We start from the raw sequence: 26,373 nt of genomic DNA on the forward strand, positions 1-26,373 counted from the left end.
GGCACCGCCGGGATGACTTGCCTGAGGCAAAAAAAGCGTTCCGGACCCCGGGTCCGGAACGCTTTTCGTCATGTCGTCAGCCCATGTCCACCGCATGGGAGACCGGCGGATTCGCTGCGTCCGCCTTCGGCCGCTTCAGCGTGGCCGCGCACAGCAGGCCGAACACGGCCAGCCCGACGAGAACGTAATAGGCATCGTGGAACGCATGGGTCATCGCGTCCGGCATCGCCTTGCCGTCCGCCGCGTAATGCGCCGTCCGGTTGGCGATGATCGTCGTGAGGCCGGCGACCGAGAACGACGTCATGATCTGCTGGGCCGCGCTGGTCAGCGAGGTGACGCGGCTGACGAGGTTGCTCGGCGCGGATTGGATCAGGTGGGTGTTCAGCCCGAGGAACGACAGCCCCATGCCCATGCCAAGCATCGCGCGCGGCACGAGGAACTGCCACGGGCTTTCCGTCGGGTTAATCCGGGCGATCAGGAACGCGCCGACGCCGACGATCGTCAGCCCCGCCAGCACGAGCGGCCGCGCTCCGATGCGATCGTACAGCCGGCCGCCGATCGGCATGAACACGCCCGCGGCGATCGCCTGCGGCAGCGTCCACATGCCGGCCTTGAACGCGGACATGCCCATTAGCTTCTGCATGAAGAACGGCACCGAGAAGATGATGCCGAACATGACGAACTGAAGCACCCATTGCACGAGAATGCCGCGGGTGAAGAGCGAGGAGCGGAAGACGCGAAGCTCCAGCAGCGGCTCCTGCTTGCGGCTCAGCTCGATCGCGATGAAGGCGGCGAGGGCGACGACGCCGACGACGAGCCCGATGATCGTCTTGTCGGACGTCCAGCTGGTGGAGCCTTCGCTCAGTCCGTACGACAAGCCGGCGAACGCGAGCGGGCCGATCAGGATGCCCAGCATGTCGAGCGACGTGTGCGATTTTTTCGGCAGGCCCGGAAGCAGCAGCGCGCATAGAATGACGCCGACAATGCCGACGGGGATGTTGATCAGGAAGATCCACTGCCATTCGACGTAGTCGACGAGGTAGCCGGCGATGATCGGTCCAAGCGCCGGCGCGAGCAGGATCGGCAGGCCCATGAGTCCCATGATCGAGCCGGCTTTCTCCGGCGGGCTCAGCCGGTACGTCATCGCGAACGCGATCGGACTGACCATGCCGCCGCCGAGCCCTTGCAGCACCCGGTAGAAAATCAGCTGGTCGACGGTAGTCGCGGTCGCGCACAGGACGGAGCCGATGGTGAAGAGCACGAGCGAGACGATGAAAATCTGCTTGGAGCCGAACCGGTCCGTCATCCAGCCGGCGAGCGGAATGACGGCGGCCTGCGCGAGCGCGTAGCCGGTAATCGTCCATTGGACGGTTTCCAGCTTGCTGTGGAAGTCGTCCACGAGTTTGGGCACCGCGACGTTGACGGCCGTACTGTCCAGAATGACCATGAAAATGCCGACGATGATGGCGAGAAGCGGACCAACCAATTGACGCATGGACGTGAACGGCACGGTCGGGGGAGCGGTACGTTGAGCGGACATGTCGGGCCTCCTAAAAAACGATTTGTCTCCACTTTAAGCCGTGGCGAAATGGAAGTCAAAGGAAAAGTAGCCGTGAAATTCGCCCCTTCTCAACGTTAAGCATACCCCGCGCCGGTGACAAGGGCTGTCAGTGAAAACCGCTTCTCCCGCGCTGCCGGACAAATAAAAAAGAGGCGTTCTCCGCCCCTTGCCGCCGCTTAGGCTTCCGGTTCGTCCAGCGCCGTGTCGATTTCGCGGAAGGCCTGGTTGTAGCACCGCCTGCAGACCGGCTTGTAATCGTCGTTGCCGCCGATCTGGATCTGCTCGCCGGAGTTGCTCGGCTTCCCGTCGCGAAACCGGATGACCATCGTCGCTTTGCGGTCGCAATACCAGCAGATCGTCTTGATCTCTTCGATCTTGTCCGCCTGGATCAGAAGATTATAGCTGCCTTCGAACAGTTGGTTTTGAAAATCGTTTTTGAGCCCGAACGCCATCACGGGGATGTTCAGCTCGTCCACCACGCGCGTTAGCGCCAGGATATGATGCTTCTTCAGGAACTGGGCCTCGTCGATGAGCACGCAGTAAATTTGCTTCGGGCCCGAAGCGGACAGATGCGACTTGACGTCCGCGTACAGGTCGGTATCCGCCTCCACCGGAATCGCTTCCCGTTCGAAGCCGACCCGCGAGCCGACCAGCTTCGACGTGCCGCGCGCGCTGAAGGACGGCGAATAGATGAGCACCCGTTTTCCCTGTTCCTCGTAGTTGTGGGCGACCTTGATGATTTCGAACGATTTGCCGCTGTTCATCGTTCCGTATTTATAATACAGCTGAGCCATTGCAATCTCTCCTACGCATGATGTCTTTTACTGGTGTACCATATTTGAACGAAGCTGACAAGGCGGCGCCGGCAAAATAAAACAGCTGCCGGATTCCCGGCAGCTGTCCTGAACGCGATTACAATTTGCCTTTCAAATCCATCAGATATTTGACGACGACACCGAATGCGCCAATGTAGTAAGCCGTTTCCATGATCCAGCCGGTGCTATCGAAGACGGTCATGTTGGAAAGCATGAACAGCGGGAGCACGAACATGACGAGATCGGACAGATACTTCGTGATGAGGTCGCTGGAGAACGCGCCGTCCTTCAGGGATTGGTAGAGGCCGACAAGGAAATTGAGGCCCATGGCGCCCATCACGACCCACATCGAATAGAGCATCCAGTCGGTGAGTGCGAATGTCATTTGAAATCACCTCCCCGCGGGAAGAGTAAGGTCATGGTACATCCTATGTCGGAGGGAAGCGGGTCGTACCGGGGCCGTTGCTGATTTTGCCGGCGGAAGGAAATCCGCCTAACGGCGGCGAATAGAACGAACGGCGAACGCTGATCGCGACGAATCATTCCCATCAAGGACGAACGGCCGGGCGGCCGTTCGCGTAAGGAGCATGCACATGGACGACAACATCACGCTGAAGCAGGCGTTCGACAAATCGGCGTATCCCGTCGGCGGACACGGCCGGCGCAACGCGGAGGTGCTGCTGGAAGCATTCCGCGGCATCGACGGGGAGACGGAGAGCGATATGTACGGCTCGGGCGCCGTCATCGAACGGTTTCAGGCGGAGATAGCCGAATATTTGGGCAAGCCCGCCGCGGTCTTCTTCCCGAGCGGGACGATGGCGCAGCAGATCGCGCTGCGGATCTGGAGCGACCGGCGGGGCAGCGCGACGGTCGCGTATCACCCGCTGTGCCATCTCGAGATCCACGAACAGAACGGGCTGCGCGAGCTGCACCGGCTGGAGCCGATCCTGCTGGCGGACAAGAGCCGCACGGTGCTGCCGCGGGACGTCGAGACGCTGGGCGCCGACGTCGCCTGCCTGCTGCTCGAGCTGCCGCAGCGCGAAATCGGCGGGCAGCTGCCGGATTACGCGGAGCTGGAGGCCATGTCGGCGCTGTGCCGCGAGCGGGGCATCAAGCTTCACCTCGACGGGGCGCGCCTGTTCGAAATTTTGCCTTACTACGGCAAGACCGCCGCACAGGTCTGCGCGCTGTTCGACAGCGTCTACGTCTCGTTCTACAAGGGCATCGGCGGCATCGCGGGCGCGATTCTCGCGGGGCCCGAAGACTTCGCGGCCGAGTCGAAAATCTGGAAACGCCGGCACGGGGGCGATCTGATCAGCCTGTATCCGTACATCATTCCGGCCGCGCGCTATTTCCGCGAACGGGTGCCGAAGATGGAGCGGTACTACCGGGACGCCGTCGAGCTGGCCGGGCTGTTCAACGGCTGCCGCGGCGCGAAGACGCGGCCGGAGACGCCGGTGTCGAACATGTTCCACGTCCATCTCGACGCGCCGAAGGAAGACGCGGAGCGGATCTTCGCCGGCATCGCCGAGCGGACCGGCGTGGGGTTGACCGCGTACGTCAACGCCGCCGCGGAAGGCGGAAGCCAATTCGAGGTCAGCTTGGGCGACCGGTATGCCGGCGTGCCGGCGGAGAAGCTGCGCGAAGCGTTCCGGCAGCTCGACGAAGCGCTCGGCGCTCAAGCTGCCGAGCCGGAGGCGGAGCAATAGCGGCCGGCCGATTCCAATCGTTGGATGCGTTTTTGCAGAATGGGGAAATATTGGCAGAAAGATAGTCCCGCAGCGGAAGCTGCGGGACTTTTTGTCATGGCTCCGGCTTCCATGCTTCTCCCTCCTCCGTTTCCGGAGGCCGCTTCGCCATGCGAATAATCCCAACCGCCGATTGGCAAAATGAAGGAACGGGACTAGAAAAAAGAGGGAGGCCTCGCCATGTCCATCTTACGACGCTTGGTCAAGCTAGCGCTGGCAAGCGGCCAATCCGCCGCGCGCCGCGGCGGAGCTTCCGCGAGCGGCCGCGCTCCGGTCGCCGCCGGGCTGGAACGGAACCTGGCGGAGCTGCGCCGCGTCTTCAGCCATACGCCCGACCTGGTCGTCCGCACCTTCCGCTACGAGCAAGCCGGCCGTCAAGCCGCGCTCGTCTATCTCTCCGGCCTGTCGGACAAAAATGCCATCAATAATAACATTTTGCATGAACTCATGCGCCATGTGCCGGATGGAAGCCCTTCCGGCTATCTGCCGGTGACGCTGGGCAGATTGAAGCGGCGCGCCGACTGGCCTCTTATCGAAAGAGACATCCTCGACGGGCGGAGCATCCTGTTCGTCGACGGCTTGGCGCAAGCCTTCGCGATGGATACGCAGGGCTGGCCGCAGCGCGCCATTACCGATTCCCAAATCGAAGCGTCGCTGAAGGGCTCGCATCAGGCGTTCGTGGAAACGGCCGAATCCAACATTGCCCTCATTCGCCGCTATTTGCCCACGCGCGAACTCAAGATCAAGGAATACATGGTCGGCGAGCGAGCCCCGTGCAGCGTATCACTGCTTTACATGGAGGACGTGACGGAGCCCGAATTGATCGAAACGATGGAGAAGCGGCTGCGCGCGCTCCGGGTGGACTGCATCCTCAATACGGGCGAGCTGGCGGAGCTGCTGGAAGACAACGTGCTGTATTTCTTCCCGCAATTCATTACGACGGAGCGGCCGGACACGGCTTCGTCCCAGCTGCTGCAGGGCCGGGTGTGCCTCGTCGTCGACCGCTCTTCCAGCGCCTTGATCGCTCCCGTCAGTCTGGTCGCGTTCTTCCACGGCATCGACGATTACAGCACGCGATGGCCGATCGCCAGCTTCCTGCGGGTGCTCCGTCTGTTCGCGTGCCTGATCGCCGTCTTCCTGCCCGGCTTGTATATCGCGGCGATCTCGTTCAATTACGAGATCATTCCGCTCGACCTCATTCTCTCGATCGGCCAGTTCCGCGCTTCGGTGCCGTTCCCGCCGTTCCTCGAGGCGCTGATCATGGAAGTGACGCTGGAGATGCTGCGGGAGGCCGGGGTGCGGCTGCCCGCGCCGGTGGGGCAAACCGTCGGGATCGTCGGCGGCATCGTCATCGGACAAGCGGCCGTGCAAGCCGGCATCGTCAGTAATCTGATGGTCGTGGTCGTCGCGACGACGGCCGTCGCGTCGTTCATCATTCCCAATTACGACATGGCGGCGTCCATCCGGCTGACGCGGTTCCCCATCATGATCGCCGCGTCGCTCTTCGGCATCGTCGGTCTCGTCGCCTGCTTCATGATCATCATGGCGCGCATCATTACGATGCGGTCGCTCGGCGAAGCGTACAGCTCCCCGCTCGCGCCCGCGCGCGTCGAGGATTGGAAGGACGTGTTCGTTCGGCTGCCGCTCCGGATGATGATCAAGCGGCCGAGAAGCGTGCGCTCCCTGCAGAAGCGGCGAATCGGCTCCGGCGGCGAAGGAGGCGGGGCTCCATGAACGGCATGGCCTATCTGAAGCCGGACGCCAAACAGAACCGGATCACGATCACGCAGTTCGTCTTGATCATTCATAGCATGCAGCTTGGCGTGTCGGCCTTGTCGCTGCCGTCGGATTTGGCGCGAATCGGCGGTACCGACGGCTGGATCGCGCTGTTCGCCGGCTGGCTGGGATCGCTCGCCGCCGGCTTGATCATCGTCCAAGTCATGAAGAAACATCCGACGGGGACGGTCGTCGAGCTGGTCTCCCGCTACTTCGGCCGGTGGCTCGGACGGCTGTCTATGATCTTCTTCGGCGTTTACGCGACCCTCTACGCCTTCCTGATCCTGGACCGGATGGTCCTGCTCGTGCAGAGCTGGATCATGCAGCAGTCCAAAACGTACGTCCTCATGCTTCTCTTCTTCATCCCTGCTTACATGATCGTCAAGGGCGGGGTTCGCGTCATAGGCCGCTATGCGGAAATCGTCGTGTATACGTCGGTTTGGATGCTGGCAATCTTGGGGGTGCTGCTGCGGGAAGGCAACTGGCTGCATCTGCTTCCGGTGCTGAAGGAAGGCTGGCTGCCCGTGATGAACGCGGTCCCGACGACGATCTTGTCGTTTCTCGGGTTCGAAATCATTTTCTTCATCTACCCCAACCTGGAGAAGAAGCAGCACGCGTCCCTCGGCGTACTGATCGCGAACACGTATACGCTGTGCGTCTACCTGTTCATTACGCTCGTTTGCTTCCTGACGTACAGCCCCGATGAAATCACGCAATTCAACCAACCCGTCATCTCGATCTTCAAGATCCTCGAGACCCGGTACGTCGAGCGGTTCGACATCATCATGCTGACCTGGTACCTGCTGATCATCTCCAAGACCTGGATCCCGTCGCTATACATGAGCGTGTATTGCATGAAGCGCTTGTTCGTCGCCGGCAAGCCAGGCACGTATATCGCTATGCTGCTGGGGGGCATGTTCCTGGTCACGTGGATCTGGAACCCGGATTGGAACGCCAGCTCGAGCGCGCTGAAATGGTTCAGCTCGTTCGGATTCGCGATCGCCTACCTGCTGCCCGTCTGCCTCTGGTGCATCCTCTCCGTCCTGCTGAGATTCAAGCGGTGGTCGACATGACGCGGGCCGCTTTCCTGTTGGCGGCATTGTCGGCGCTGCTCCTTCTGCCGGCGTGCAAGGACCGGATGAACCTGGAAGACATCACGCTCGTGCTGATGATGGGCGTCGATCTGGACAAGGACAATCACCTGGTCGTCTACTCCTCCAGCCCGGTGTTCAGCAAGGAGGCGAAGCACAAGAACGAAGTGACGCAGGTGAGCGCGCTGACGCTCCGGGATTCCAGAGGGCCTCTCGACAGCCGCGTATCGGCGCTCATCAGCACGGGGAAGCTGCAAAGCGTCTTGATCGGCAAGAAGGTGCTGCAGCAGCCCGATTGGGTCGATTTGCTCGATCTCTTCTACCGCGATTCCAAGACGCGGAATAACGCCAGACTCGTAGCCGTCGAAGGCTCGGTCGCGGACATCATGTATTTCGCGCCGCCGGACAAGCGGCGGATGTCCTTGCATATCGCGAAGCTGCTCGATACGACTTATAAACGCAATCTCGTCGAGGAAACGACGCTTTGGGAGATGCATCGCCAATTGTACGAGCGGGGGCGGACGCCGGACATGACGATTATCCGAAAAAACGAGCGCGAGGTCGTGGCCGACAGCTCGGCGCTGCTGAATCACGAAGGGCGCTATGTCGCGTCGATCGACTTGAATGAATCATTGATGCTGCAGATCGTACAGGACGACAAGAAATCCGACCTGTCGATCACCCTTTTGCTGCCGGAGGAGCAGAAGAAAGGCTCGGCAATCAATACCGGCGCCGTCAGCTTTTACGTCCTCGACGTCGATCGCAAGATGCGGACGTCATACGCCGGCGGCAGGTTCCGCTTCGATATCGACCTGGAGCTGCCCATTCGGCTGACGGAGCGGCTGTTCGCGTTCGACGTCGACAAGCACGCCGCCGGGCTGGAGGCTCAGATCGACGAACAGCTGAAGGCCAAGATGGATGCGCTCGTCGCCAAGCTGCAGCGGAACCGCCTGGACCCGATCGGTTTCGGCTTGTACGCGAGAGCCTATCAATATCGCGCGTGGAAAAAGGTGCAGGACAACTGGGGCGAAGCGTTCGGGCAGGCGGAGGTCAACCTGCGCGTCCGCACCCGGATCGTCGATATGGGCGATGTCCGGTAAGCGCGGATTTCAACGGCCGCCCTCCGCCGCGTAATGATCGCCGCGCCGCCCGCATAGGTTAAACGGACGAAACCAAGCGGGAAAGGTGGCGGTCCGGCATGGACGGGAAAGACGCCGTGTTGTTCGAGCATCGGTTTTGGCTGCAAATCTTGGGAGATCACAGCCGGTTCATCCGGAACGCGCTCGCGCCCATGGAAACGAAGGACATCGAGCTTGCCATGCGATTCATCCAGTCGTTCGACGGGTTGCTGGACCGCGCGCGCGGCGCGCAGACGGAAGCGGAGGCCGCGGCCGTGACGGCGGAGGCGCGCCCGCTGACGGAAGAGCTGCGGAACTTCAAGCTGCACCTCCTCGAACGGATGCTGCTCGGGCAGCTGACGTTCGGGCTGACGCCGTCGTTCATCAACCATATGGTCAACGAGCTGGAGGAATATTTGCGCATCCTCGGCGAGTTGGAGGCGGGCCGTCCGGTCCCGCTGTTTCCCGCGCTGCACCACGACCTGCTGTGGCTGACGGACGCGGCTTTCCACGCCGCCACGATCGTGGGGGATCTCGATCCCGTCGAGCAGCGGCTGCAGCAGCGCGGACGGGAGTTCATGAAGCATTTCCACGACCTGTACCTGAAGAGCATCGAGCTCGCGGGCTACATGCGCACGCAGCTGCGCGATTTTCCGGCGTTCCGGCGGTTCCACAAGGACGTGGACCTGGAGATGAACCTGTTCCGGAGCTTCCTCGCGGAATTGGAATCGTGGGAGCTGACCGACGAGGTGCTCGACAGGCTCGCGCCGCTCGTGCCCGATCACATGCTGCGCGAGGAATGCTATTACTTGCGCAAACTGGCGGCGCTCGGGCTGGTGCCGAGCCCGAACTGCGATCCGGACCGGCCGAGGGCCGGCTCTTGACGCGCGATCGACGATGCGCTTGCGGGGGACGGCCTTTAACGGCCGTCTTTTTGTTTGGGCGGGGAGCTTCCGCGGGGCGGCGATTTTTCATTGAGTTGGGAGAGGCGGAACGCTATAATAGTACGGAGTAAAAAGTCTAACAGAAAAGGTGTCATCGATGAGCATATTAAACGTAGAACGGCTTAGCCACGGCTTCGGGGACCGGGCGATTTTCAACGATGTGTCCTTCCGGCTCCTGAAGGGCGAGCATATCGGACTGATCGGCGCGAACGGCGAAGGCAAGTCCACCTTCATGAACATCATCACGGGCAAGCTTCAGCCGGACGACGGCAAGGTGGAATGGTCGAAGCGCGTGCGCGTGGGGTACTTGGACCAGCACGCGGTACTGCAGCGCGGATTGACGATTCGCGACGTGCTGAAAGGCGCGTTCCAATACCTGTTCGACCTGGAGCAGGAAATGAACGACATGTACGGCCGGATGGGCGAGGTCACGCCGGAAGAGCTGGAGCAGCTGCTCGAGGACGTGGGCACGATCCAGGACACGCTGACGAACCAGGACTTCTACATGATCGACGCCAAAATCGAGGAGACGGCGCGCGGCCTCGGGCTGACGGATATCGGCCTCGACAAGGACGTCTCCGACCTGAGCGGCGGTCAGCGCACGAAGGTGCTGCTGGCGAAGCTGCTGCTCGAGAAGCCGGACATCCTGCTGCTCGACGAGCCGACCAACTATCTGGACGAACAGCATATTACGTGGCTGAAACGCTACTTGCAGGAATACGAGAACGCGTTCATTCTGATCTCCCACGACATCCCGTTCCTGAACGACGTCATCAACCTGATCTATCATATGGAAAACCAGGAGCTGACCCGCTACGTCGGCGATTACGACCATTTCCAGCAGGTCTACGAGATGAAGAAGCAGCAGCTGGAATCGGCGTTCAAGCGCCAGCAGCAGGAAATCGCCGACCTGAAGGACTTCGTCGCGCGGAACAAAGCGAGCGTCGCGACCCGCAACATGGCGATGTCGCGCCAGAAGAAGCTCGACAAGATGGACGTCATCGAGCTGGCGAAGGAGAAGCCGAAGCCGCAGTTCGGGTTCAAGGAAGGCCGGACCTCCGGCAAGCTCATCTTCGAGACGAACCAGCTCGTCATCGGCTATGACGAGCCGCTGTCGAGACCGCTCGACCTGCGCATGGAACGCGGGCAGAAGATCGCCCTCGTCGGCGCGAACGGCATCGGGAAGACGACCTTGCTGCGCAGCATCCTGGGCGAGATTCCCGCGATCTCCGGGACCGTGCAGCGCGGCGAGCATTTGCAAATCGGCTACTTCGAGCAGGAAGTGAAGGATGCCAACTACAACACCTGCATCGAGGAAGTGTGGAAGGAATTTCCTTCGTTCACCCAGTTCGAGGTGCGCGCGGCGCTGGCGCGCTGCGGCTTGACGACGAAGCACATCGAGAGCAAGATCGCGGTGCTGAGCGGCGGCGAGAAGGCGAAGGTCCGGCTCTGCAAGCTGATCAACCGCGAGTCCAACGTGCTCGTCTTCGACGAACCGACGAACCACTTGGACGTCGACGCGAAGGAAGAGCTGAAGCGGGCGCTGCAGGCGTACAAGGGCAGCATCCTGCTGATCTCCCACGAGCCGGAATTCTACCGCGACGTCGTGACGGAGACGTGGAACTGCGAATCGTGGACGACGAAGGTGTTTTAATCCAACGGCCGAACGCGGGCCGCTTCGCGCGAGAGGGCATGGGCCCGATCCGCGAAGCGGCTTTTTTTGTCGCGCAGCGGGGCGGCGCGGCGCGCATGCGCCGGATCCGCTCCGCCCGCGGCCATCGCCGAGCCTCGCGCTTGACGGGCCTCGTCCCGGCGCGCTACATTGGATTATGCATCCAGTATGAGTTGGGAAGGGCGTGTCGATTTGAAATTGAAGTACGGCAGACCCGCGCGCGTATGGACGGAAGCGCTGCCGGTCGGAAACGGCCGGCTCGGCGCCATGGTCTACGGCGGCGTGGAGAGCGAAGAGATTCAACTGAACGAGGATACGCTGTGGTCGGGCCATCCGACCGATGGCAGCAACCCGCGCGCGAAGGAAGTGCTTCCGGAGGTGCGCCGGCTGATCAGGGAGAAGCGGTTCGTCGAGGCGGACATGCTGTGCAAAGAAATGATGGGCCCGTACACGCAGGCATACATGCCGCTCGGCCATCTGCGGCTGACGTTCGAGCACGGCAGCGTCCACTCCGATTACGCGCGCTCGCTCGATTTGACGCAAGCGGTTACAACCGTGTCGTATAAAGTCGGCGGCGTGGTCTACACGCGGGAGCTGTTCGCCTCGCATCCGGACGGCGTCATCGCGCTGCGCCTGCAGGCGAGCCAAGCCGGGAAGCTCGGCTTCCATGCCCGTTTGGACAGCCCGCTGCGCTATAAGACGTTCGCGGCCGACGGGCGGTACGTCATGCACGGCGTGGCGCCGGAGCATGCGGCCCCGAGCTATTACCCGGTGGACGAGCCGCTCGTCTACGGCGACCCGTTCACGTCGGAGGCGATTTCGTTCGAAGGCGGCCTGACGGTCAAGGTCGAGGACGGCGACGGCTTCTCCTGGATCGACGGCGACGGCTTGCACGTCATCGGCGCCACGGCGGCCGTCTTGTATTGGAGCGCGGCGACGAGCTTCAACGGCTTCGACCGGATGCCGCGCAGCGAAGGCAAGGAGCCGGGACCGATCGCGGCGGCCGCGCTGGAAGCGGCCGCGGCGCTGCCGTACGAGACGCTGCGCGCCCGTCACGTCGACGATTACCGCGCGCTGTACGACCGCGTCGAGCTGGAGCTCGGCCCTTCGGCGGCGCCGGACGCGATGGACACGGACGCGCGGGTCGCGGCTTACGGCGCGAAGGATCCGGGCTTGGCGGAGCTGATCTTCCACTACGGGCGCTACCTGACGATCGCGAGCTCGCGTCCGGGCACGCGGCCGACGAATTTGCAGGGCATCTGGAACAAGGAAACGCGGGCGCCGTGGAGCAGCAATTATACGATCAACATCAACACGCAGATGAATTACTGGCCGGTCGAGAGCTGCAATTTGGCGGAGTGCCACGAGCCGCTGCTCGGCTTCATCGGAGAGCTGGCCGAGAAGGGGAAGCGGACCGCGGCCGTCAACTACGGCACGCGCGGCTGGACGGTGCATCACAATACCGACCTGTGGGCGCAGACCGATCCCGTCGGCGATTTCGGCAACGGCGACGCGATTTGGGTCAGCTGGCCGATGGGCGGCGTCTGGCTGTGCCAGCACCTGTGGGAGCACTACGCGTTCGGCCGGGACAAGACCTACCTGCGGGAGCAGGCCTATCCCGTCATGAAGGAAGCCGCGCTCTTCTGCCTCGACTGGCTGGTCGACGACGGCCAGGGCCGGCTGATCACGATGCCGTCGACGTCGCCGGAGCATAAGTTCCGCACCGCGGACGGGCTGGCCGGCGTGACGAGCGCGTCGTCCATGGACCTCGAGCTGATCTGGGATCTGTTCACGAACCTGATCGAGGCGTCCGAGACGCTCGGCGAGGACGAAGCGTTCGCGGCGGAACTCGCCGCCGCGCGCGAACGGCTGCTGCCGCTCGCCGTCGGCCGTCACGGGCAGCTGCAGGAATGGGCGAGCGGCGACTACGAGGACGAGGACGTGCACCATCGCCACGTTTCGCACCTGTTCGGCGTGTACCCGGGCCGCCAGCTGACGGCGGACGCGACGCCGGAGCTGTTCGAAGCGGCGAAGACGTCGCTCGAGCGCCGCGGCGACGAAGGCACCGGCTGGAGCCTCGGCTGGAAAGTGTCGCTCTGGGCGCGTTTCGGCGACGGCGACCGGGCGCTCGGCCTGCTCGACAACCTGCTGAAAATCGTGCGCGAGGACGAGCCGGACAATTACCACAAGGGCGGCGTCTACCCGAACCTGTTCGACGCGCATCCGCCGTTCCAAATCGACGGCAATTTCGCGGCAAGCGCCGGCATCGCCGAGATGCTGCTGCAGTCGCACTTGAATGAGCTGCGGCTGCTGCCCGCGCTGCCGTCCGCCTGGCCGGAAGGCCGGGTCTCCGGTCTGCGCGCCCGCGGCGGCTTCGGGGTGAGCCTGCGCTGGTCGGGCGGCAAGCTGGCGGAAGCCGAGATCGTCTCGCACGGCGGCGAAGCCTGCGTGCTCGCGGCGGACGGTCCGGTCGCGGTGTCGGCCGCGACGTCTGGCGGCGAAGCGGCGCCGGTCGAGCTCGAGCGGCTCGAAGACGGCCGCGTCCGGTTCCGGACGGAAGCCGGCGGCCGGTACACGGTCGCGCGGGCGTAGAGTCGCGCGGTACTTGTGTTGGCGGTCTCGGCGCAACCGGCGGATCGTGAGATGCGCCGCGTGGCGATCGTAAAGAAGGACCGTCCCATCGGCCATTGGCCGGCGGGGCGGTTTTTTTTTGTGATCGGGAAGGCGGGGGCGCGCGTGGCAGCACTCGACTTCCGGGCCGAGGTCCCCGCGTGCTGGAAGCGTGAGACAGGGGAAGAAGGTGGCGGGGGCGCCCGTATGCGAAATATCGGGGTTTTCAAGCAAGGAGGTGAGAAGGCTTACATGCATGGAAACCCGGATGGTTTCAGGTGATGAAGGTGAGGATCGCTGATTGTCAAAGGATCGCAAAATGTCGAAAATTCTGAGCGGCGTTCGCACGCGGTTACTCCGCTTCGGGCCGCTGCCGCTCCTCTTGGAGTTCCTCCGGCTTGAACCACAGGTCGCGGAACCGCACCCAGCCCAAGGAATCCAGCGAGATGCCGCGGACCGACGGATGGAAGGCGGTTTTCAGATGTTTGCGGTAGAGGAACAGCAAGCTCCGCGACGCGCGCAGCTCCGCTTCGATGGACCGCAGCGCCGCGTTGCGCCGTTCTCCGTCACGTAAGGTCATCAGCTCGTCGATTCGACGCTCCAAGTCCTGTCTGGTCCCGGGCAGCAAGTGGTGCAGCATGCTCCTGAACAGCTCGATGAGCCTTAGCTCGCGATGTTCGTCCAGCATGACCGCGAAGAGCAGCAGGTCTGCCCTCAAACGGGACTCTCCTTTGAACAGCTCGGCGGGAATCAGCTCGATGCTCATCCGAATGCCGGCTTTCAGGCATTCATCCCGCACAAGCTCGGCGTCGTTGCGATACTGGGGAATGGTGGCGAGCACGATGGGGGCGACATCGCCGTCCGCGGTCGCGAGCCGGGAAGCGGCAGGCATCGACGTAAAAGCGCTTTCGTTGCCGGGCTCGCTGGCAGTGTCGGCGGCATCGATACCGTCCCTCGCTCCGTCAGCATCGATAACGCTCCTCGCTCCTTCAACATCGCCGAAGGTCCGCGCCCCCTCGGCATCGCCGCCGGGATCGGAGGCCTGGCCCGAACGCCTGCCAGCGCCGCCTTCGCCATCTCCGGATTCCCTTAGAGCCGCAAATCGTTCTGCATTCACCGAATCGGCCATACCGCCAGCGGAAAATAAACCTCCGAGCCCATGCGCGCCAGCGCCCCAACCGGCCGCGTCACCCGAGGCCGTCTCCGGCCAGAAGCTGTCCGCGGCTTCGATGACGTCGCCGGACAGCCGCTCGATCAGCCGTCCCCGGTCGAGCGCCGCGTCCAGCGCCGCACGGACGGCGGGATCGCGCAGCGGACCGTCGCGCAGCTCGTTGACGGTCAGAAATTTGCACGTCGTGCCGGACTGCCTGATCTGCTGAAGCCGCTCCGCCGCCGGTCCCGTCAGCCTCACGTTGTGCATGACCTGAAAGGCGGGCGCTTCGGCGCCGTCCGCGGCCTCGAAGGCATTTCCAACCGTCTTACCGTCCGCTTCGTCCTTGCCCTCGCCATCTCTGCCCGCGGCATTCCCGACAGAAGCAGTCTCGCGACGCTCGGGATCGGTCCACACCTCCACGACGTCCAGAAAGCCCCTGCCTTGAAAATACGGCGCGAACGCCTCCAGCGTGAAGATCCCATGGCTGCTCCCGGCAAGGCGGAACGGACCGGTCCCGACGGGGTGCAGTCCCAATAAGGCGCCGTTCTCCAGCTCGGGAAGAGCCGGCACGATCGACGCGCGGTTCGTGGCCAAAAACGGCAGGAACAGCTCGTTCGGCGACCGCAGGCGGAAGGCGACGGTGCGTTCGTCCGGCGTTTCGATCGCGGCGATTGCCCGGTACACCAGGCTGAACAGCCCCTTCGGCGCCAGCCGCTGAAGCCGCTCGAAGGAGAACTTCACGTCCGCGGCGGTCAGCTCCCGGCCGTTATGGAACAGGACGCCCTTGCGCAGGTAGAACGTCCATGACCGCCGCGACGGGTCCGTTTCCCAGGCATGAGCCAGATGCGGCAGCGGTTCCGTTCCGCCGGGTCCCATGCGGACAAGCCCGTCGAAGAGCTGATTGACGAGGTGCGACTCGCCGGCGAAATGCATCTCCGCGGGATCCAGCGAATCGATGCGCTGGGGCAGCGGAAAACGCAGCAGATCGAGCCGCCGCTCGCCCCGCAACTCGGACCGGAAGCCGAACCGGCCCGACAGCCAATCCTGGAACCGGGCGCGAAGCCCGCCCCCGGCATCGTCCTCTTCGCCGAGGTAGGCGGCGGCGCGGGCCAGATCCTGCCGTTCCGCGATTTCCTGCGCCTCCGCGAGGATCAGCTCGTCCTTGGCGGCCAGAAACCGCAGGACGGAACGGTTGCCGCGCCCGCGCTTCGGCTCCCAGCCGAGCCAGCCTTCCCGCTGCATGCGCCGCAGCAGCAGCACCATGTTGCGGTGCGTGCAGTCGAGCGCCTCCGCCAGCTCCTGCGTCGTTACCTCGAGCGGTTCCCGCTCGCGGACCTGCGGATACAGCTTGCGCAGCGACAAGTAGTGCCGCCTGATTTTCATCCCGTCCGCCTCCGCTCCGTCATTAAAATAGGAAAAGCCGAAAAAATAACTTTCACTTTTTGTTCTTATTTTATCGGCTACAATAAATGGAAGCAAGATACGCAAGCTATTCGCGCCGACAACGGCGCCTGATCGGAGCGTGACACGATGCGTCACCCGGCCCCGTGGCAGCGGCGGTACGACAACCTCGCGCTGCTGTCGCTGCTGTTCGGTATCGTCAGTCAATATGTATTCGTCGGGAACGGCTTCAACGTCTCCGTCCCGATTTTCGTCGCCGCGTTCTACGGCTTGTTCTTCTACGCGGTCCGCGGGCGGATCGGCGGATTCGAGCGGTGGCGCGGCCAAACCAAGTCCGGCTGGCTGCTGGCCCTGCCCGTCGGCTTGCTGTCGCTGACGTTCGCGATCTTCGCGGACGAACAATTCCGCACGCTCAACCTGTTCGTCCTCCCGGCTCTCGCGGCCGCCCAAACCGTGCTGCTGACGCGCAATAGCGAGAAGCCGTGGTTCCGTCCCCGCTTCTACGGCGACGTGCTGATGCTGGCGCTCGTTCAGCCGTTCGCCTACATAGCGGTGCCGTTCGGCCTGCTCGCGAACCGGCTGCTGCCGAAGCCGGAGGGAGGCGGCCGCCGCGCGGCCGGCAAGGCGCGCCGGATCGCGCTCGGCCTGCTGCTCGCGGCGCCGCCGCTGCTCGTCGTCATCGTCCTGCTCGCCACCGCCGACCGGATCTTCGGCGATCTCGTCTGGCGCGTGCCGAGCCTGCTCCTGCGGGTGGATGCGTTCGAGGGCGTCGCCCGAATCGCCGTCGGCGCCTGGTTCGCGCTCTACGCGTTTTGCTACTTGTGGGCGTTGCTGTTCAACCGGAGCGACCCGCAGGCCGCCGAGCTCAAACGCGCCTTCTGGCTCGAGGCGGAGACGGAGACGGCCGGCGCGGCGGAGAAGCGCGAACCGTTCGGGTTCGATCCGCTGACGGCGAACACGCTGCTGGTCTGCTTCAACGCCGTCTATCTCGTCTTCGCGGCCATTCAGTTCTCGTACTTGTTCGGAGCGGCGAACGGCCTGCTTCCGGACGGCGCCGCGTATGCCGATTACGCGCGGCAGGGCTTCGCGCAGCTGGTGGCGGTCGCGGTCATCAACCTGCTGCTGCTGCTCGGCGGCCTGCATGCCGTGAAGCGGGGCGGGCCGCTCGAGCGCCGCGCGCGCCGGCTGTCGCTCAGCCTGCTCGTCGGGTTCACCGTCGTCATGCTCGTCTCGGCGTTCAGCCGGCTCGCGCTGTACGAGGAGGCCTACGGCTTTACGCGCACCCGGCTGCTCGTGCACGGCTTCATGCTGGTTCTCTGCTTCGTCCTGGCCGTATCGCTGATCCGCATTTGGCGCGACCGGTTCCCGCTGGCGAAGACGTATATCGCGATCGGACTTGCGGCCTACGTCGCGTTCAACTATGCTAATCTCGACAGCATGATCGCGGCGAAGAACGCCGAGCGGTACGAGGCGGGCGGGAACATCGACATGGCCTATATGATGACGCTGTCCGCGGACGCCGTGCCGCCGTTGCTGCTGCTGCGGGACCGCCACCCGGAAGGCGTGGAAGGGCTCGACGTCGTCTTCGCGAGCATTCGCGAGCGATCGGAAGGGTCGGGCGGCTGGCCGGCATGGAACCGGTCGAAGTCCCGGGCGCTGCGGGAGCTGCGCTGACGAGGAATCGCTGTCGCGCAGGTTTGGCGGCGGCGGCCGACGTCATTCGCCATGAACGCCGATACGCCTCGGCATAAGTCGCTCGCGCGCGATCCGGATCCGGATGCACGAAAAATCGCTGGAAGGGAGCCATGCCATGACTGTCGAACACGAACCGTTTTTGGCGGAGACGAGGGCGTACTGCCTGTCGCTTCCGGGCGCGGCCGAACGGGAGAGCCACGGATCGCCCGGCTTCTTCGTCGACGGGAAGAAAGCGTTCGTTCACTACCGGAACAATCATCACGGCGACGGCATCGTCGGCTTATGGTGCGCCGTGCCGCCGGGGATGCAGCAGCTGCTCGTGTCGGGCAACCCGGAGCTGTACTACGTGCCGGCGTACGTCGGTCCGCGCGGCTGGGTCGGCGTTCGTCTGGACCGCGGGGCGGAATGGGGCGAGATCGCCGCCGTGATCGGCGAAGCCTATTGGCACCGGGCGCCGAAGAAATACGCGAAGGCGCCGACCGAGGGCACGGACTGACGCCGTCGGCAATCGTCCGCTTGACACGGGTGCCGGGACTGCTGTAAGGTAGGAAACAATCATCGAACGACCGTCATCAAGGACATGCCGATCCGCACAAGCCGCGTTCAGAGAGGGAGCCCGCCGGCTGAGAAGCTCCCCGCCGCCGCGAATCGCGCCCCGCCTTGTAGTCGCTGCAAGGAATTCAGTATTTGCAGCCGGGAACTCCCCGTTATCCGATCCAGAGCGCCGCCCGGCTATCGCTGCCGCGCGGCTGAATTTGGGGTGGTACCACGAGCGCGCACTCGTCCCTTAACCGGGAACGGGTGCGCGTTTTTTTTGGCGTGATCGGGGCAGTCGAGATCCGGCGCCGCGCGCCGACGACCAATCAAGGGGGGTTATGTTCATGCGGCAACAATCAGCGTTCATCCCGACGATGCGGGAAGTGCCGGCCGACGCGGAAGCGATCAGCCATCAATGGCTAGTCAAAGGCGGCTTCATCCGCCAGCTCTCCGCCGGCGTCTATTCGTTCCTCCCGCTCGGGCGGCGGGTACTGCGCAACGCGGAACGCATCGTCCGCGAAGAGATGGAACGGACGGGCGCGCAGGAGGTGCTGCTTCCCGCGCTGCAGCCCGCCGAGCTGTGGCGGGAGTCCGGCCGGTACGAGGTATACGGGCCGGAGCTCGTGCGGCTGCGCGACCGCGGCGAGCGGGAGTTCGTGCTCGGCCCGACGCACGAGGAGGTCGTGACCGCGCTCGTCGGGCAGGAAATCGGAACGTACCGGAAGCTGCCGGTGACGCTGTTCCAGATCCAAACGAAGTTCCGCGACGAGCGCCGGCCGCGCTTCGGCCTGCTGCGCTGCCGCGAATTCGTCATGAAGGACGCCTATTCGTTCGCCGCCGACTGGGAAAGCCTCGACGCCGCGTACCGCGCCATGTACGCGGCGTACGGGCGGATCTTCGCGCGCTGCGGCATCCGCTACCTGGCGGTCGAAGCGGATCCGGGCGCCATCGGAGGCGAGGGCGGCACGCACGAATTCATGGCGATCGCGGAGTCCGGCGAAGACGACGTCGTCACCTGCAGCCGCTGCGACTATGCCGCCAACCTCGAGAAGGCCGCCGGGCGCACGCCGGCCGCGCGCCATGCCGGCGAAGAGGCGGCGGACATCCCGGCGCCCGAGCGCTTCCATACGCCGGGGCTGCGATCCATCGACGATCTCGCGTCGGGGCTCGGCCTGCGCGAAGACGAGCTGATCAAGACGCTGATCTACGCGGCGGACGGCAAGCACGTCGCCGTGCTCATCCGCGGGGACCGCACGGTGAACGAGACGAAGGTGAAGAACGCCCTCGGCGTCCTGGACCTCGAGCTGGCGGATAGCGCCGCCGTGAGCGCGATCACGGGAGCGGCGACGGGCTTCGCCGGGCCGGTCGGCCTGTCGATCCCGCTGCTCGCGGACGACGAAGTCGCCGCGATGCGGCAGGGCGTCGCCGGCGCGAACGAGACGGATTACCATCTCCGGCACGTCGTGCCGGGCAGGGATTTTCCGCTTGCGTCGACCGGGGATTTCCGCAACGCGGCGGAAGGCGAAGCCTGCCCGAACTGCGCGGACGGGGAGCTGCGCGTCATCCGCGGCATCGAGATCGGCCACGTGTTCAAGCTCGGGACCAAATACAGCGAGAAGCTGGGGGCCGCGTTCGCGGACGCCGGCGGCGAACTTCGGCCCGTCATCATGGGCTGCTACGGCATCGGCGTCACGCGGTTGCTGTCGGCGGCGATCGAGCAGCATCACGACGAGCACGGAATGGTCTGGCCGGCGGGACTGGCGCCGTTCCATGTCCATATCGTGCCGGTCTCGGACAAGGACGCGGCGCAGACCGAGGCGGCGAACCGGCTGTACGGCGAGCTGCGGGCCGAAGGCGTCGAGACGCTGCTCGACGACCGCGGGGAGCGGTTCGGCGTGAAGCTCAAGGACGCCGACCTGATCGGCATTCCGATTCGAATCGTCGTCGGGAAAGGAATCGCCGAGGGCGAGGTCGAATGGAAAGAGCGGGGCGGCGGCGGACCTGCCGAACGCATGGCGCTGGCGGACGTTCCCGCCGCCGTCAAGCGGTGGCTGAGGGAGAACGGGCTGGGTCAAGCGTAAGAAGCGAAGAGAGGCAGGGCATTAGATGCTTCATCAAGATCCGTGGCACACCCGGAATGGCCGCCGCTTCGGCGAACGCCGGCGTCCGGAGCCAGACCTGCCAAAACCGCAAAAAGAGACGGCTCGGAGCCTTGTTGGCTCCGGGTCGTCTCTTTTTGTTGCCGGTACGGCGGCGGCGCCGATCGGAACGGGCCGAGGCGGGTCGTTCGCTCGCGAGCCTCTAGCCTGCTTCCGGGGTCCGCGCGGGCCCGCCACGACGGGCCCGCGCCAGCCAGGCCTGCCGGCGCCCGCCGGGCCAATCGCGCCCGCTACGCTTCCTTCGGCCGGTCGATCGCTTCCGCCATCGTTTTGTCCGTCAGATGCGCGTAAATCTGCGTCGTCTCCGGCGACGCGTGGCCGAGCTGCTCCTGCGTCTTGTACAGGTCGTTGCGCAAGTAATAATCGGTCGCGAAGGAGTGCCGCAGCTTGTGCACGGACAAATACGGCTTGCCGAACCGTTTGGCGTACTTGATGACCATTTCCTGAATGGCCCGCTTGGTCATCCGCGAGCCTTCGCGCTTGCCGTTCGGGAGCGCCAGGAAGAGCGCCTTCTCCCGCTTGGGCGCCTTGTATTGCGATTCCCGCCGGGACAAGTAGTGCTGCAGGTCGCGCAGCGCCTCCTGCCTGAAGTAGACCGGCGTCTTGAACGTGTCGTCGTTTTTCCCTTTGCGGTAGACGTAGAGCAGCCGTTTCTTCAGATCGAGGTCGTCGACGTTCATATTGTACAGCTCCGATACCCGCAGCCCGGAATTCAAAATCAGGCTGACGATCGACGTGTCGCGCGCGCGGTTGTTCGCGTACGCGTACAGCGCCTGCTTGTTGTCCGCGACTTCCGCGCCGTAGTCCTCGTTGATGTAGCGGATGAACTCGTCGATCTCCCGTTCCTGCAGCAGCTTGCCCTCCAGCTTGGCCGCGGTATCCTTCGGCTTCGCCGTGCGCTTGATCGAGACCTTCGCCATGACGTTGCGCTTCAGAAGCGGATAGAAGTCCTCGTCCTCCGCGATCTGGCTCAAATAATGAAACAGCGACCGCAGCGAGCTGAGCTTGCGCGAAATCGTCGTCCGGCTGTTGCTCTGCTCGGCGCGCGTCATCAGGAACATCCGGAACGCGTCGATGCTGTCCATGTGCAGCTTCTCGAGCTCCTCCAGCTTCACGTCGCGGATCGCCGGTCCTTCCGCCAGCCCTTCGGCAAGCAGCCAGGAGAGGAAGGCGTCGTAATCCCGGACGTACTCCAGCAGCGAAGAGGGGGAGAGGTCGGGCAGCTTGTAGTTGATGAATTTCTCGATGTACCAGGGCATGGACGGCGTTCTGCGGTCCAGCTCCTGCCGGTCTTTCGCCTTGATCAGGTTCATGCCGTTGTCCACCTCCAAGTAGCTTCATTGTAGAGCAGCGCGCGCGCAAAGTAAATCCTGGAAAGGAACGTCCGTTCGCCGCTCCTTGCAGGAAGCGGTCGCCCGCGGCCGGTCCGCCGGCTGCGCGCGAAGCCGCGCCGCGCTCTGCCGTCCCGTCAAGCCGTGCCGCATACCGCCGTCCCGTCAGTCAGCGCCTATCGAAGACGCGGCGAAGCGCGGAGGGCCGACCGCGAAACCGGGCCCGAGCGGAAATTTCGCGCCGCGTGTTGACAACGGACCTCGTTGCTTATATAGTTAGTTACATGAGTAACTAACCAATATGGTGGTGAAGCGATGGGCAACCAAATCGACGACAGCCGTCCCATCTTCGTGCAAATCGCCGAACGAATCGAGGACGACATTCTCCAGGGCGGACTGCCGGAGGAATCGCAGGTTCCTTCCACGAACCAGTTCGCCGCGTTTTACGGCATCAATCCGGCGACGGCCGCCAAAGGCGTGAATTTGCTGGTGGATCAAGAGATTCTGTACAAGAAGCGAGGGATCGGGATGTTCGTGTCGACCGGGGCGAAGGAGAAACTGACGGAGAAGCGCAGGGAACAGTTTTTCGAGCAGTACGTGGTGACGATGATCCGCGAGGCGGAGAAGCTCGGCATCACGAAGGAACAATTGACGGACATGATCCGCGAAAGGGGGAACCGCGCATGAACAAGGTCGTGGAAGCGAAGGGACTGACGAAGAGCTACGGCAGCTTCACCGCCGTCGACAACGTCGACTTCTCGATCGAGGCGAACAAGATTTACGGCCTGCTCGGCCGCAACGGCGCCGGCAAGACGACGATCATGCACATGATTACCGCGCAGCTGTTCGAGACGGGCGGGGAGCTGCGGGTGTTCGGCGAGCAGCCGTACGAGAACGACAAGGTGCTCCGGCGAATCTGCTTCATTAAGGAAAGCCAAAAGTATCCCGATACGTTCCGGGTCGTCGACGTGCTGGAAACGGCGGCGCTGCTGTTCCCGAACTGGGACCGGGCGTACGCCGAACGGCTGCGGGGCGACTTCAACCTGCCGCTCAAGCGCCGGGTGAAGAAGCTGTCCCGCGGGATGCTGTCCTCGGTCGGCATCATCATCGGCCTGGCCAGCCGCGCGCCGCTGACGATCTTCGACGAGCCGTACCTCGGGCTCGACGCCGTGGCGCGGAACATTTTTTACGAGCGGCTCATGGAGGACTACACGGAGCATCCGCGCACGGTCATTCTGTCCACGCATCTGATCGACGAGGTCAGCCGGCTGCTGGAGCACGTCATCGTCATCGACAAGGGACGGATCCTGCTCGACGACGAAGCGGATGCCTTGCGCGGCCGAGCATACACGGTTACCGGTCCGACCGCGAAGATCGACGCGTACGCGGCCGGCAAGCGGATCATTCACCGGGAATCGCTCGGCGGCAGCCGCGCGGTCACGGTTTACGCGCCGCTCGGCGCGACCGACCAACGGCGGGCGGAGGAGCTCGGGCTGCAATTTTCGCCGGTCACCATCCAGCAGCTGCTCGTCTATCTGACGAACCGCGCGCCGGAAACGAAGGAGGCGTTCGCATGAATACCGTTCAAGGCATCGTAAGAATGCATTTGCGCGACAAATGGTCCTGGATCTATATGCCCTGGGTCATCGTCCTGTCCAGCTTCGCCGTCAACCTGCTGATCGCCGGGCTGATGGCGGACGATGACCGGATCGTTACCGGCGGCCTCATGTCGATCTTCGTCTACATGCTGGTCAGCGGCATCGTGGCGGTGCATCACACGTTCCCTTTCGCGCTCGGCCTCAGCGTCCGCAGACGGGATTACTTCTCCGGCACGCTCATCATGATTCTGTCCGTCAGCGTCGCGTCGTCCCTTATTCTGTTGCTGCTCTCGTATATCGAATCCTGGACCGACGGCTGGAACGCGGACCTGTTCTTCTTCCATCTCCCTTACGTCAGCGACGGCAACGCCCTGCAGCAATTCATCGTGTTCGGCTCGCTCATGCTGTTCATGTACCTGCTCGGCTTCGCCATCTCGTCGCTGTTCCGCCGGTTCGGCAAAACGGGCCTCTATTCGGCCTCGATCATCGGCCTGCTGCTCGGCACGCTGTTCGTCTACGGGCTGATCTACTGGGGATGGTGGAACGGCATCCGCGATTTCTTCGACGGCCGTTCGGCATTCAACGTGGCGCTGCTCCTGCTTCCGGCGTCCGCGCTGCTGGCCTTGGCCGGGTACGCGTTCCTTCGCAGAAGCACCGTCTGATGGGGGGGCCGCGAAGGCCGGATGAGAAACATTTAAGTTCATTAAAAATCGCCTTTATTCCGCATAAACGCCCCTCCGGCATGCTATGATCGTCTTCCAGACTTTCGCTTTGGAGGGGATTCGGGCTTCATGAGAAGAAAGAAAACATTGACTGCCGTTCTTGCGGGCGCGATCGTCGCGGCCGGCGTCTTGGGAGCCTTCGGCGGTTCGGCTTCCGCTTCCGCGGCGCCGGTCCTGCGGCCGGGCAGCGCCGGCGGCGACGTGGCGGACCTGCAGTTCCGGCTGCAGACGCTCGGTTATTTCAAAGGCGCGGTCACGACGACCTACGGGATGGCGACGCGCAACGCGGTGTCCCGCTTCCAGCGCGCCAACGGGCTCGCGCACGACGGGATCGCGGGACCGGCCACCTGGAGCAAGCTGAAGAAGCTGTCCGTCAACAAGCCCGAGCTGGCGAAGCTGGCCCGGGTCATCTATTCGGAGGCGCGCGGAGAGGTCTACAAAGGCCAAGTCGCCGTCGGCGCCGTGGTCATGAACCGGCTGCGCTCGCCGCTCTTCCCGAAGACGGTGACGGACGTCATCTTCGAGCCGTACGCCTTCACCGCCGTCGCGGACGGCCAATACTGGCTGCTGCCGAACAACACCGCGTTTCTGGCGGCGAAGGATGCCGTGCGCGGCTGGGACCCGACGAAGAAGGCGCTGTATTATTACAACCCCGTGACGGCCAAGTCCAAATGGATTTTGAGGCGCAAAGTCACGACGAAAATCGGAAATCACGTGTTCGCCATCTGACGCGCGAAGACGCGCGCGATCGCGCTTCCAAAAAAAACCGCCTCCGGGCGGTTTTTTTGGCGTTCGGCTGCAACATTCGCGCAAGCAAGCGCGTTGGAAAACATAAGGAGAACGAACGGAACCACGAACGACACATCCAGCCGGCGGCGATCGTTCCCGACGCGCGGGCGGCCGGGCCGCTGATTAGCGCCCGGCGCGCATCGCCCATTCCAGGTAGCGGGGAGAGAGGTTCATGAAGAAGTGGCCCATCATCATGCTCGTCTTAGCGCTGTTCGCGAGCGGCGGCACGGCCGCGTTCGCGCACGGCGGCGGCTCCGGCGGCTCGAACGACGCCAAGCGCCAGCAGCAAGCCTGCAACGAAGCGACGGCCCGGCTCAATCAGGTGCTCGCGAAGACGAAAGACGAACGCGCGCGATCGCTGCTCAAGTCGATGATCGCGTCGTTCAAGGCGCAGTGCGCAGCCTCGAACGCCGCGTCCCAGGACGCCAAGAAAGTGAATGCCGACAGGGACGCGCTCGCCATCCAGTTTCTCGGCGGCAATACCGCGAACAACGTGACGCTGCCCGTGATTCTGCCGAGCCGGGGGAAGAACGGCTCCTCCGTTGTCTGGACGTCCAGCAATCCGAACGTCATCTCGAACGACGGGCTGACCGTCCGCCGGCCGACGCAGGGCGACGTCGCGGTGAACCTGACCGCCGCGCTCCGGTTCCATAACGCGACGGCTGCCCGGACGTTCCGCGTCGTCGTGAAGGCGGACGATCCGCAGCTCTCCGACAGCGACCGCGTCGCGAAGGACAAAGCCGCGCTCGCGATCGATTACGGCGGCTCCGACAACGCGGGCAGCGTGACGCGGGCGTTCGACGCGCTCCCCGCGAAGGGACCGAACGGCTCGAGCGTGAAATGGATCTCCTCGCTGCCGGCCGTCGTCTCGAACGACGGCAAGACCGTCAACCGGCCCGCGAACGGCAGCGGAGACGCCGTGGTCGTCCTGACCGCTTTCATCCAATCGGGCGCTTACACGGACGTGAAGGTATTCACGGTGACCGTGAAGCAAAGCATGCCGGACGCGCAGCGGGTCGCCGCCGACAAAGCCGCGCTCGCGATCGATTACGGCGGCTCGGACGACGCCGGCCGCGTGACCCGGCCGCTCGACGGCCTGCCGGCCAGAGGCGCGAACGGCTCGGCGATCGTCTGGACGTCCAGCGCGCCGGGCGTGCTGTCCGCCGACGGCAAGACGCTCCGCCGGCCGGCGGCCGGAACGGGCGACGCGACGGTCGTCCTGACGGCCATCCTCACGAGCGGTTCCGCCAGCGACGTGAAGGTGTTCGTGCTGACCGTCAAGGACGACTTCACGAGCCAGGAGCGGGCGGCCGCCGACAAGGCCGATCTCGCGATCGCGTATAAGAGCGGCGACGGCGCTTCGAGCGTGACCCAATCGGTCGGCTTGCCGGCGAAAGGCTATTACGGCAGCACGATCGCGTGGTATTCCAGCAATCCGTCCGCGTTGGCCGCGAACGGAACGGTCTACCGTCCCGCGCGGGGCAAAGGCGACGCCGCGGTCACGCTGACGGCCGTCGTCAGCAGCGGCGGATCGGCGGAGGTGCGCGCCTTCAACCTCGTCGTGAAGCAGCAATAACGCGTATGACGGCCCGGCCGTCACGGGCCGTATCCGTCCCGTCCGATATTTGAAGTTGATCTTTAGGCGGCGATGGC

Annotated in this window: 20 protein-coding genes; 15 read left to right on the forward strand and 5 right to left on the reverse strand. The window is 63.9% G+C overall.

Annotation, left to right across the window (positions count from 1 at the left end):
• Positions 1-76 precede the first annotated feature (76 nt).
• The 3 genes from BMZ79_RS02570 to BMZ79_RS02580 all read right to left on the reverse strand — a co-directional run bounded on the left by BMZ79_RS02570 (position 77) and on the right by BMZ79_RS02580 (position 2,761).
• A complete protein-coding gene (locus BMZ79_RS02570; protein ID WP_090636260.1) occupies positions 77-1,540 on the reverse strand; it encodes a DHA2 family efflux MFS transporter permease subunit in 1,464 nt (487 codons plus the stop codon).
• 197 nt (positions 1,541-1,737) lie between these two features.
• Positions 1,738-2,355: a thymidine kinase gene (locus BMZ79_RS02575; protein ID WP_090636262.1), complete on the reverse strand. Its 618-nt coding sequence runs from the start codon at positions 2,353-2,355 to the stop codon at positions 1,738-1,740.
• 118 nt (positions 2,356-2,473) lie between these two features.
• Entirely contained in the window at positions 2,474-2,761 is a 288-nt protein-coding gene (locus BMZ79_RS02580) for a hypothetical protein (protein ID WP_090636263.1), read from the reverse strand.
• Between the two features lie 208 nt (positions 2,762-2,969).
• Here BMZ79_RS02580 and BMZ79_RS02585 point away from each other — a divergent pair, with 208 nt between their 5' ends.
• The 7 genes from BMZ79_RS02585 to BMZ79_RS02615 all read left to right on the forward strand — a co-directional run bounded on the left by BMZ79_RS02585 (position 2,970) and on the right by BMZ79_RS02615 (position 13,317).
• A complete protein-coding gene (locus BMZ79_RS02585; RefSeq protein ID WP_090636265.1) occupies positions 2,970-4,085 on the forward strand; it encodes a threonine aldolase family protein in 1,116 nt (371 codons plus the stop codon).
• A gap of 219 nt (positions 4,086-4,304) precedes the next feature.
• Positions 4,305-5,858 (forward strand): spore germination protein, encoded by a 1,554-nt coding sequence (locus BMZ79_RS02590; RefSeq protein ID WP_090636267.1) that lies wholly within the window; start codon positions 4,305-4,307, stop codon positions 5,856-5,858.
• On the forward strand, positions 5,855-6,973 hold the full coding sequence (locus tag BMZ79_RS02595; protein WP_090636268.1) for a GerAB/ArcD/ProY family transporter: 1,119 nt from the start codon (positions 5,855-5,857) through the stop codon (positions 6,971-6,973). The genes BMZ79_RS02590 and BMZ79_RS02595 overlap by 4 nt, the downstream gene beginning before the upstream one ends.
• On the forward strand, positions 6,970-8,091 hold the full coding sequence (locus BMZ79_RS02600; RefSeq protein WP_177221975.1) for a Ger(x)C family spore germination protein: 1,122 nt from the start codon (positions 6,970-6,972) through the stop codon (positions 8,089-8,091). Before BMZ79_RS02595 ends, BMZ79_RS02600 begins: the two co-directional genes overlap by 4 nt.
• Before the next feature lie 98 nt (positions 8,092-8,189).
• Complete coding sequence (locus tag BMZ79_RS02605; RefSeq protein ID WP_090636271.1) at positions 8,190-8,993, forward strand: DUF2935 domain-containing protein; 804 nt, start codon at positions 8,190-8,192, stop codon at positions 8,991-8,993.
• Between the two features lie 157 nt (positions 8,994-9,150).
• A complete protein-coding gene (locus BMZ79_RS02610) occupies positions 9,151-10,707 on the forward strand; it encodes an ABC-F family ATP-binding cassette domain-containing protein (RefSeq protein ID WP_090636273.1) in 1,557 nt (518 codons plus the stop codon).
• A gap of 210 nt (positions 10,708-10,917) precedes the next feature.
• Positions 10,918-13,317, forward strand: a complete 2,400-nt coding sequence (locus tag BMZ79_RS02615; RefSeq protein ID WP_090636275.1) for a glycoside hydrolase family 95 protein — start codon at positions 10,918-10,920, stop codon at positions 13,315-13,317.
• Between the two features lie 370 nt (positions 13,318-13,687).
• Here the strand turns inward: BMZ79_RS02615 and BMZ79_RS02625 are convergent, their stop codons facing one another.
• A complete protein-coding gene (locus tag BMZ79_RS02625) occupies positions 13,688-15,871 on the reverse strand; it encodes an ABC transporter substrate-binding protein (RefSeq protein WP_090636278.1) in 2,184 nt (727 codons plus the stop codon).
• 147 nt (positions 15,872-16,018) lie between these two features.
• On the opposite strand from BMZ79_RS02625, the gene BMZ79_RS02630 reads away from it, so the two are divergent.
• The 3 genes from BMZ79_RS02630 to BMZ79_RS02640 all read left to right on the forward strand — a co-directional run bounded on the left by BMZ79_RS02630 (position 16,019) and on the right by BMZ79_RS02640 (position 20,202).
• Positions 16,019-17,563, forward strand: coding sequence for a DUF4153 domain-containing protein (locus tag BMZ79_RS02630; RefSeq protein ID WP_090636279.1), 1,545 nt, complete (start codon positions 16,019-16,021; stop codon positions 17,561-17,563).
• A 136-nt stretch (positions 17,564-17,699) separates the two neighbouring features.
• Complete coding sequence (locus tag BMZ79_RS02635) at positions 17,700-18,080, forward strand: MmcQ/YjbR family DNA-binding protein (RefSeq protein WP_090636281.1); 381 nt, start codon at positions 17,700-17,702, stop codon at positions 18,078-18,080.
• 385 nt (positions 18,081-18,465) lie between these two features.
• Positions 18,466-20,202, forward strand: coding sequence for a proline--tRNA ligase (locus BMZ79_RS02640; RefSeq protein ID WP_090637100.1), 1,737 nt, complete (start codon positions 18,466-18,468; stop codon positions 20,200-20,202).
• Between the two features lie 308 nt (positions 20,203-20,510).
• Here BMZ79_RS02640 and xerS read toward each other — a convergent pair whose 3' ends face one another.
• Positions 20,511-21,593: a tyrosine recombinase XerS gene (gene xerS, locus BMZ79_RS02645; protein ID WP_090637102.1), complete on the reverse strand. Its 1,083-nt coding sequence runs from the start codon at positions 21,591-21,593 to the stop codon at positions 20,511-20,513.
• Positions 21,594-21,926: 333 nt separating this feature from the next.
• Between xerS and BMZ79_RS02650 the strand changes: the two genes are divergently transcribed.
• The 5 genes from BMZ79_RS02650 (at position 21,927) to BMZ79_RS02670 (ending at position 26,296) form a co-directional block, all read left to right on the forward strand.
• Positions 21,927-22,298, forward strand: a complete 372-nt coding sequence (locus tag BMZ79_RS02650; RefSeq protein ID WP_090636282.1) for a GntR family transcriptional regulator — start codon at positions 21,927-21,929, stop codon at positions 22,296-22,298.
• The gene (locus tag BMZ79_RS02655) at positions 22,295-23,188 is read left to right on the forward strand and encodes an ABC transporter ATP-binding protein (RefSeq protein ID WP_090636284.1); all 894 of its coding nucleotides are present in this window, start codon (positions 22,295-22,297) and stop codon (positions 23,186-23,188) included. Before BMZ79_RS02650 ends, BMZ79_RS02655 begins: the two co-directional genes overlap by 4 nt.
• The gene (locus BMZ79_RS02660) at positions 23,185-23,871 is read left to right on the forward strand and encodes a hypothetical protein (protein WP_090636286.1); all 687 of its coding nucleotides are present in this window, start codon (positions 23,185-23,187) and stop codon (positions 23,869-23,871) included. The genes BMZ79_RS02655 and BMZ79_RS02660 overlap by 4 nt, the downstream gene beginning before the upstream one ends.
• Positions 23,872-24,000: 129 nt before the next feature.
• Complete coding sequence (locus BMZ79_RS02665; protein ID WP_090636287.1) at positions 24,001-24,660, forward strand: cell wall hydrolase; 660 nt, start codon at positions 24,001-24,003, stop codon at positions 24,658-24,660.
• A 232-nt stretch (positions 24,661-24,892) separates the two neighbouring features.
• Positions 24,893-26,296 carry an immunoglobulin-like domain-containing protein gene (locus BMZ79_RS02670; protein WP_090636290.1) on the forward strand — a complete coding sequence of 468 codons (1,404 nt, stop codon included), beginning with the start codon at positions 24,893-24,895 and terminating at the stop codon, positions 26,294-26,296.
• The last annotated feature ends 77 nt before the right edge of the window (positions 26,297-26,373 follow it).

The sequence above is a fragment of the Paenibacillus sp. UNC496MF genome, assembly GCF_900113915.1.
Classification (GTDB): Bacteria; Bacillota; Bacilli; order Paenibacillales; family Paenibacillaceae; genus Paenibacillus_Z; species Paenibacillus_Z artemisiicola.

Excerpts from the sequence above, each read along its gene's own strand:
- BMZ79_RS02570 (WP_090636260.1), bottom strand. The coding sequence starts at position 1,540 with ATGTCCGCTCAACGTACCGCTCCCCCGACCGTGCCGTTCACGTCCATG.
- BMZ79_RS02575 (WP_090636262.1), bottom strand. The coding sequence starts at position 2,355 with ATGGCTCAGCTGTATTATAAATACGGAACGATGAACAGCGGCAAATCG.
- BMZ79_RS02580 (WP_090636263.1), bottom strand. The coding sequence starts at position 2,761 with ATGACATTCGCACTCACCGACTGGATGCTCTATTCGATGTGGGTCGTG.
- BMZ79_RS02585 (WP_090636265.1), top strand. The coding sequence starts at position 2,970 with ATGGACGACAACATCACGCTGAAGCAGGCGTTCGACAAATCGGCGTAT.
- BMZ79_RS02590 (WP_090636267.1), top strand. The coding sequence starts at position 4,305 with ATGTCCATCTTACGACGCTTGGTCAAGCTAGCGCTGGCAAGCGGCCAA.
- BMZ79_RS02595 (WP_090636268.1), top strand. The coding sequence starts at position 5,855 with ATGAACGGCATGGCCTATCTGAAGCCGGACGCCAAACAGAACCGGATC.
- BMZ79_RS02600 (WP_177221975.1), top strand. The coding sequence starts at position 6,970 with ATGACGCGGGCCGCTTTCCTGTTGGCGGCATTGTCGGCGCTGCTCCTT.
- BMZ79_RS02605 (WP_090636271.1), top strand. The coding sequence starts at position 8,190 with ATGGACGGGAAAGACGCCGTGTTGTTCGAGCATCGGTTTTGGCTGCAA.
- BMZ79_RS02610 (WP_090636273.1), top strand. The coding sequence starts at position 9,151 with ATGAGCATATTAAACGTAGAACGGCTTAGCCACGGCTTCGGGGACCGG.
- BMZ79_RS02625 (WP_090636278.1), bottom strand. The coding sequence starts at position 15,871 with ATGAAAATCAGGCGGCACTACTTGTCGCTGCGCAAGCTGTATCCGCAG.
- BMZ79_RS02630 (WP_090636279.1), top strand. The coding sequence starts at position 16,019 with ATGCGTCACCCGGCCCCGTGGCAGCGGCGGTACGACAACCTCGCGCTG.
- BMZ79_RS02635 (WP_090636281.1), top strand. The coding sequence starts at position 17,700 with ATGACTGTCGAACACGAACCGTTTTTGGCGGAGACGAGGGCGTACTGC.
- BMZ79_RS02640 (WP_090637100.1), top strand. The coding sequence starts at position 18,466 with ATGCGGCAACAATCAGCGTTCATCCCGACGATGCGGGAAGTGCCGGCC.
- xerS (WP_090637102.1), bottom strand. The coding sequence starts at position 21,593 with ATGAACCTGATCAAGGCGAAAGACCGGCAGGAGCTGGACCGCAGAACG.
- BMZ79_RS02650 (WP_090636282.1), top strand. The coding sequence starts at position 21,927 with ATGGGCAACCAAATCGACGACAGCCGTCCCATCTTCGTGCAAATCGCC.
- BMZ79_RS02655 (WP_090636284.1), top strand. The coding sequence starts at position 22,295 with ATGAACAAGGTCGTGGAAGCGAAGGGACTGACGAAGAGCTACGGCAGC.
- BMZ79_RS02660 (WP_090636286.1), top strand. The coding sequence starts at position 23,185 with ATGAATACCGTTCAAGGCATCGTAAGAATGCATTTGCGCGACAAATGG.
- BMZ79_RS02665 (WP_090636287.1), top strand. The coding sequence starts at position 24,001 with ATGAGAAGAAAGAAAACATTGACTGCCGTTCTTGCGGGCGCGATCGTC.
- BMZ79_RS02670 (WP_090636290.1), top strand. The coding sequence starts at position 24,893 with ATGAAGAAGTGGCCCATCATCATGCTCGTCTTAGCGCTGTTCGCGAGC.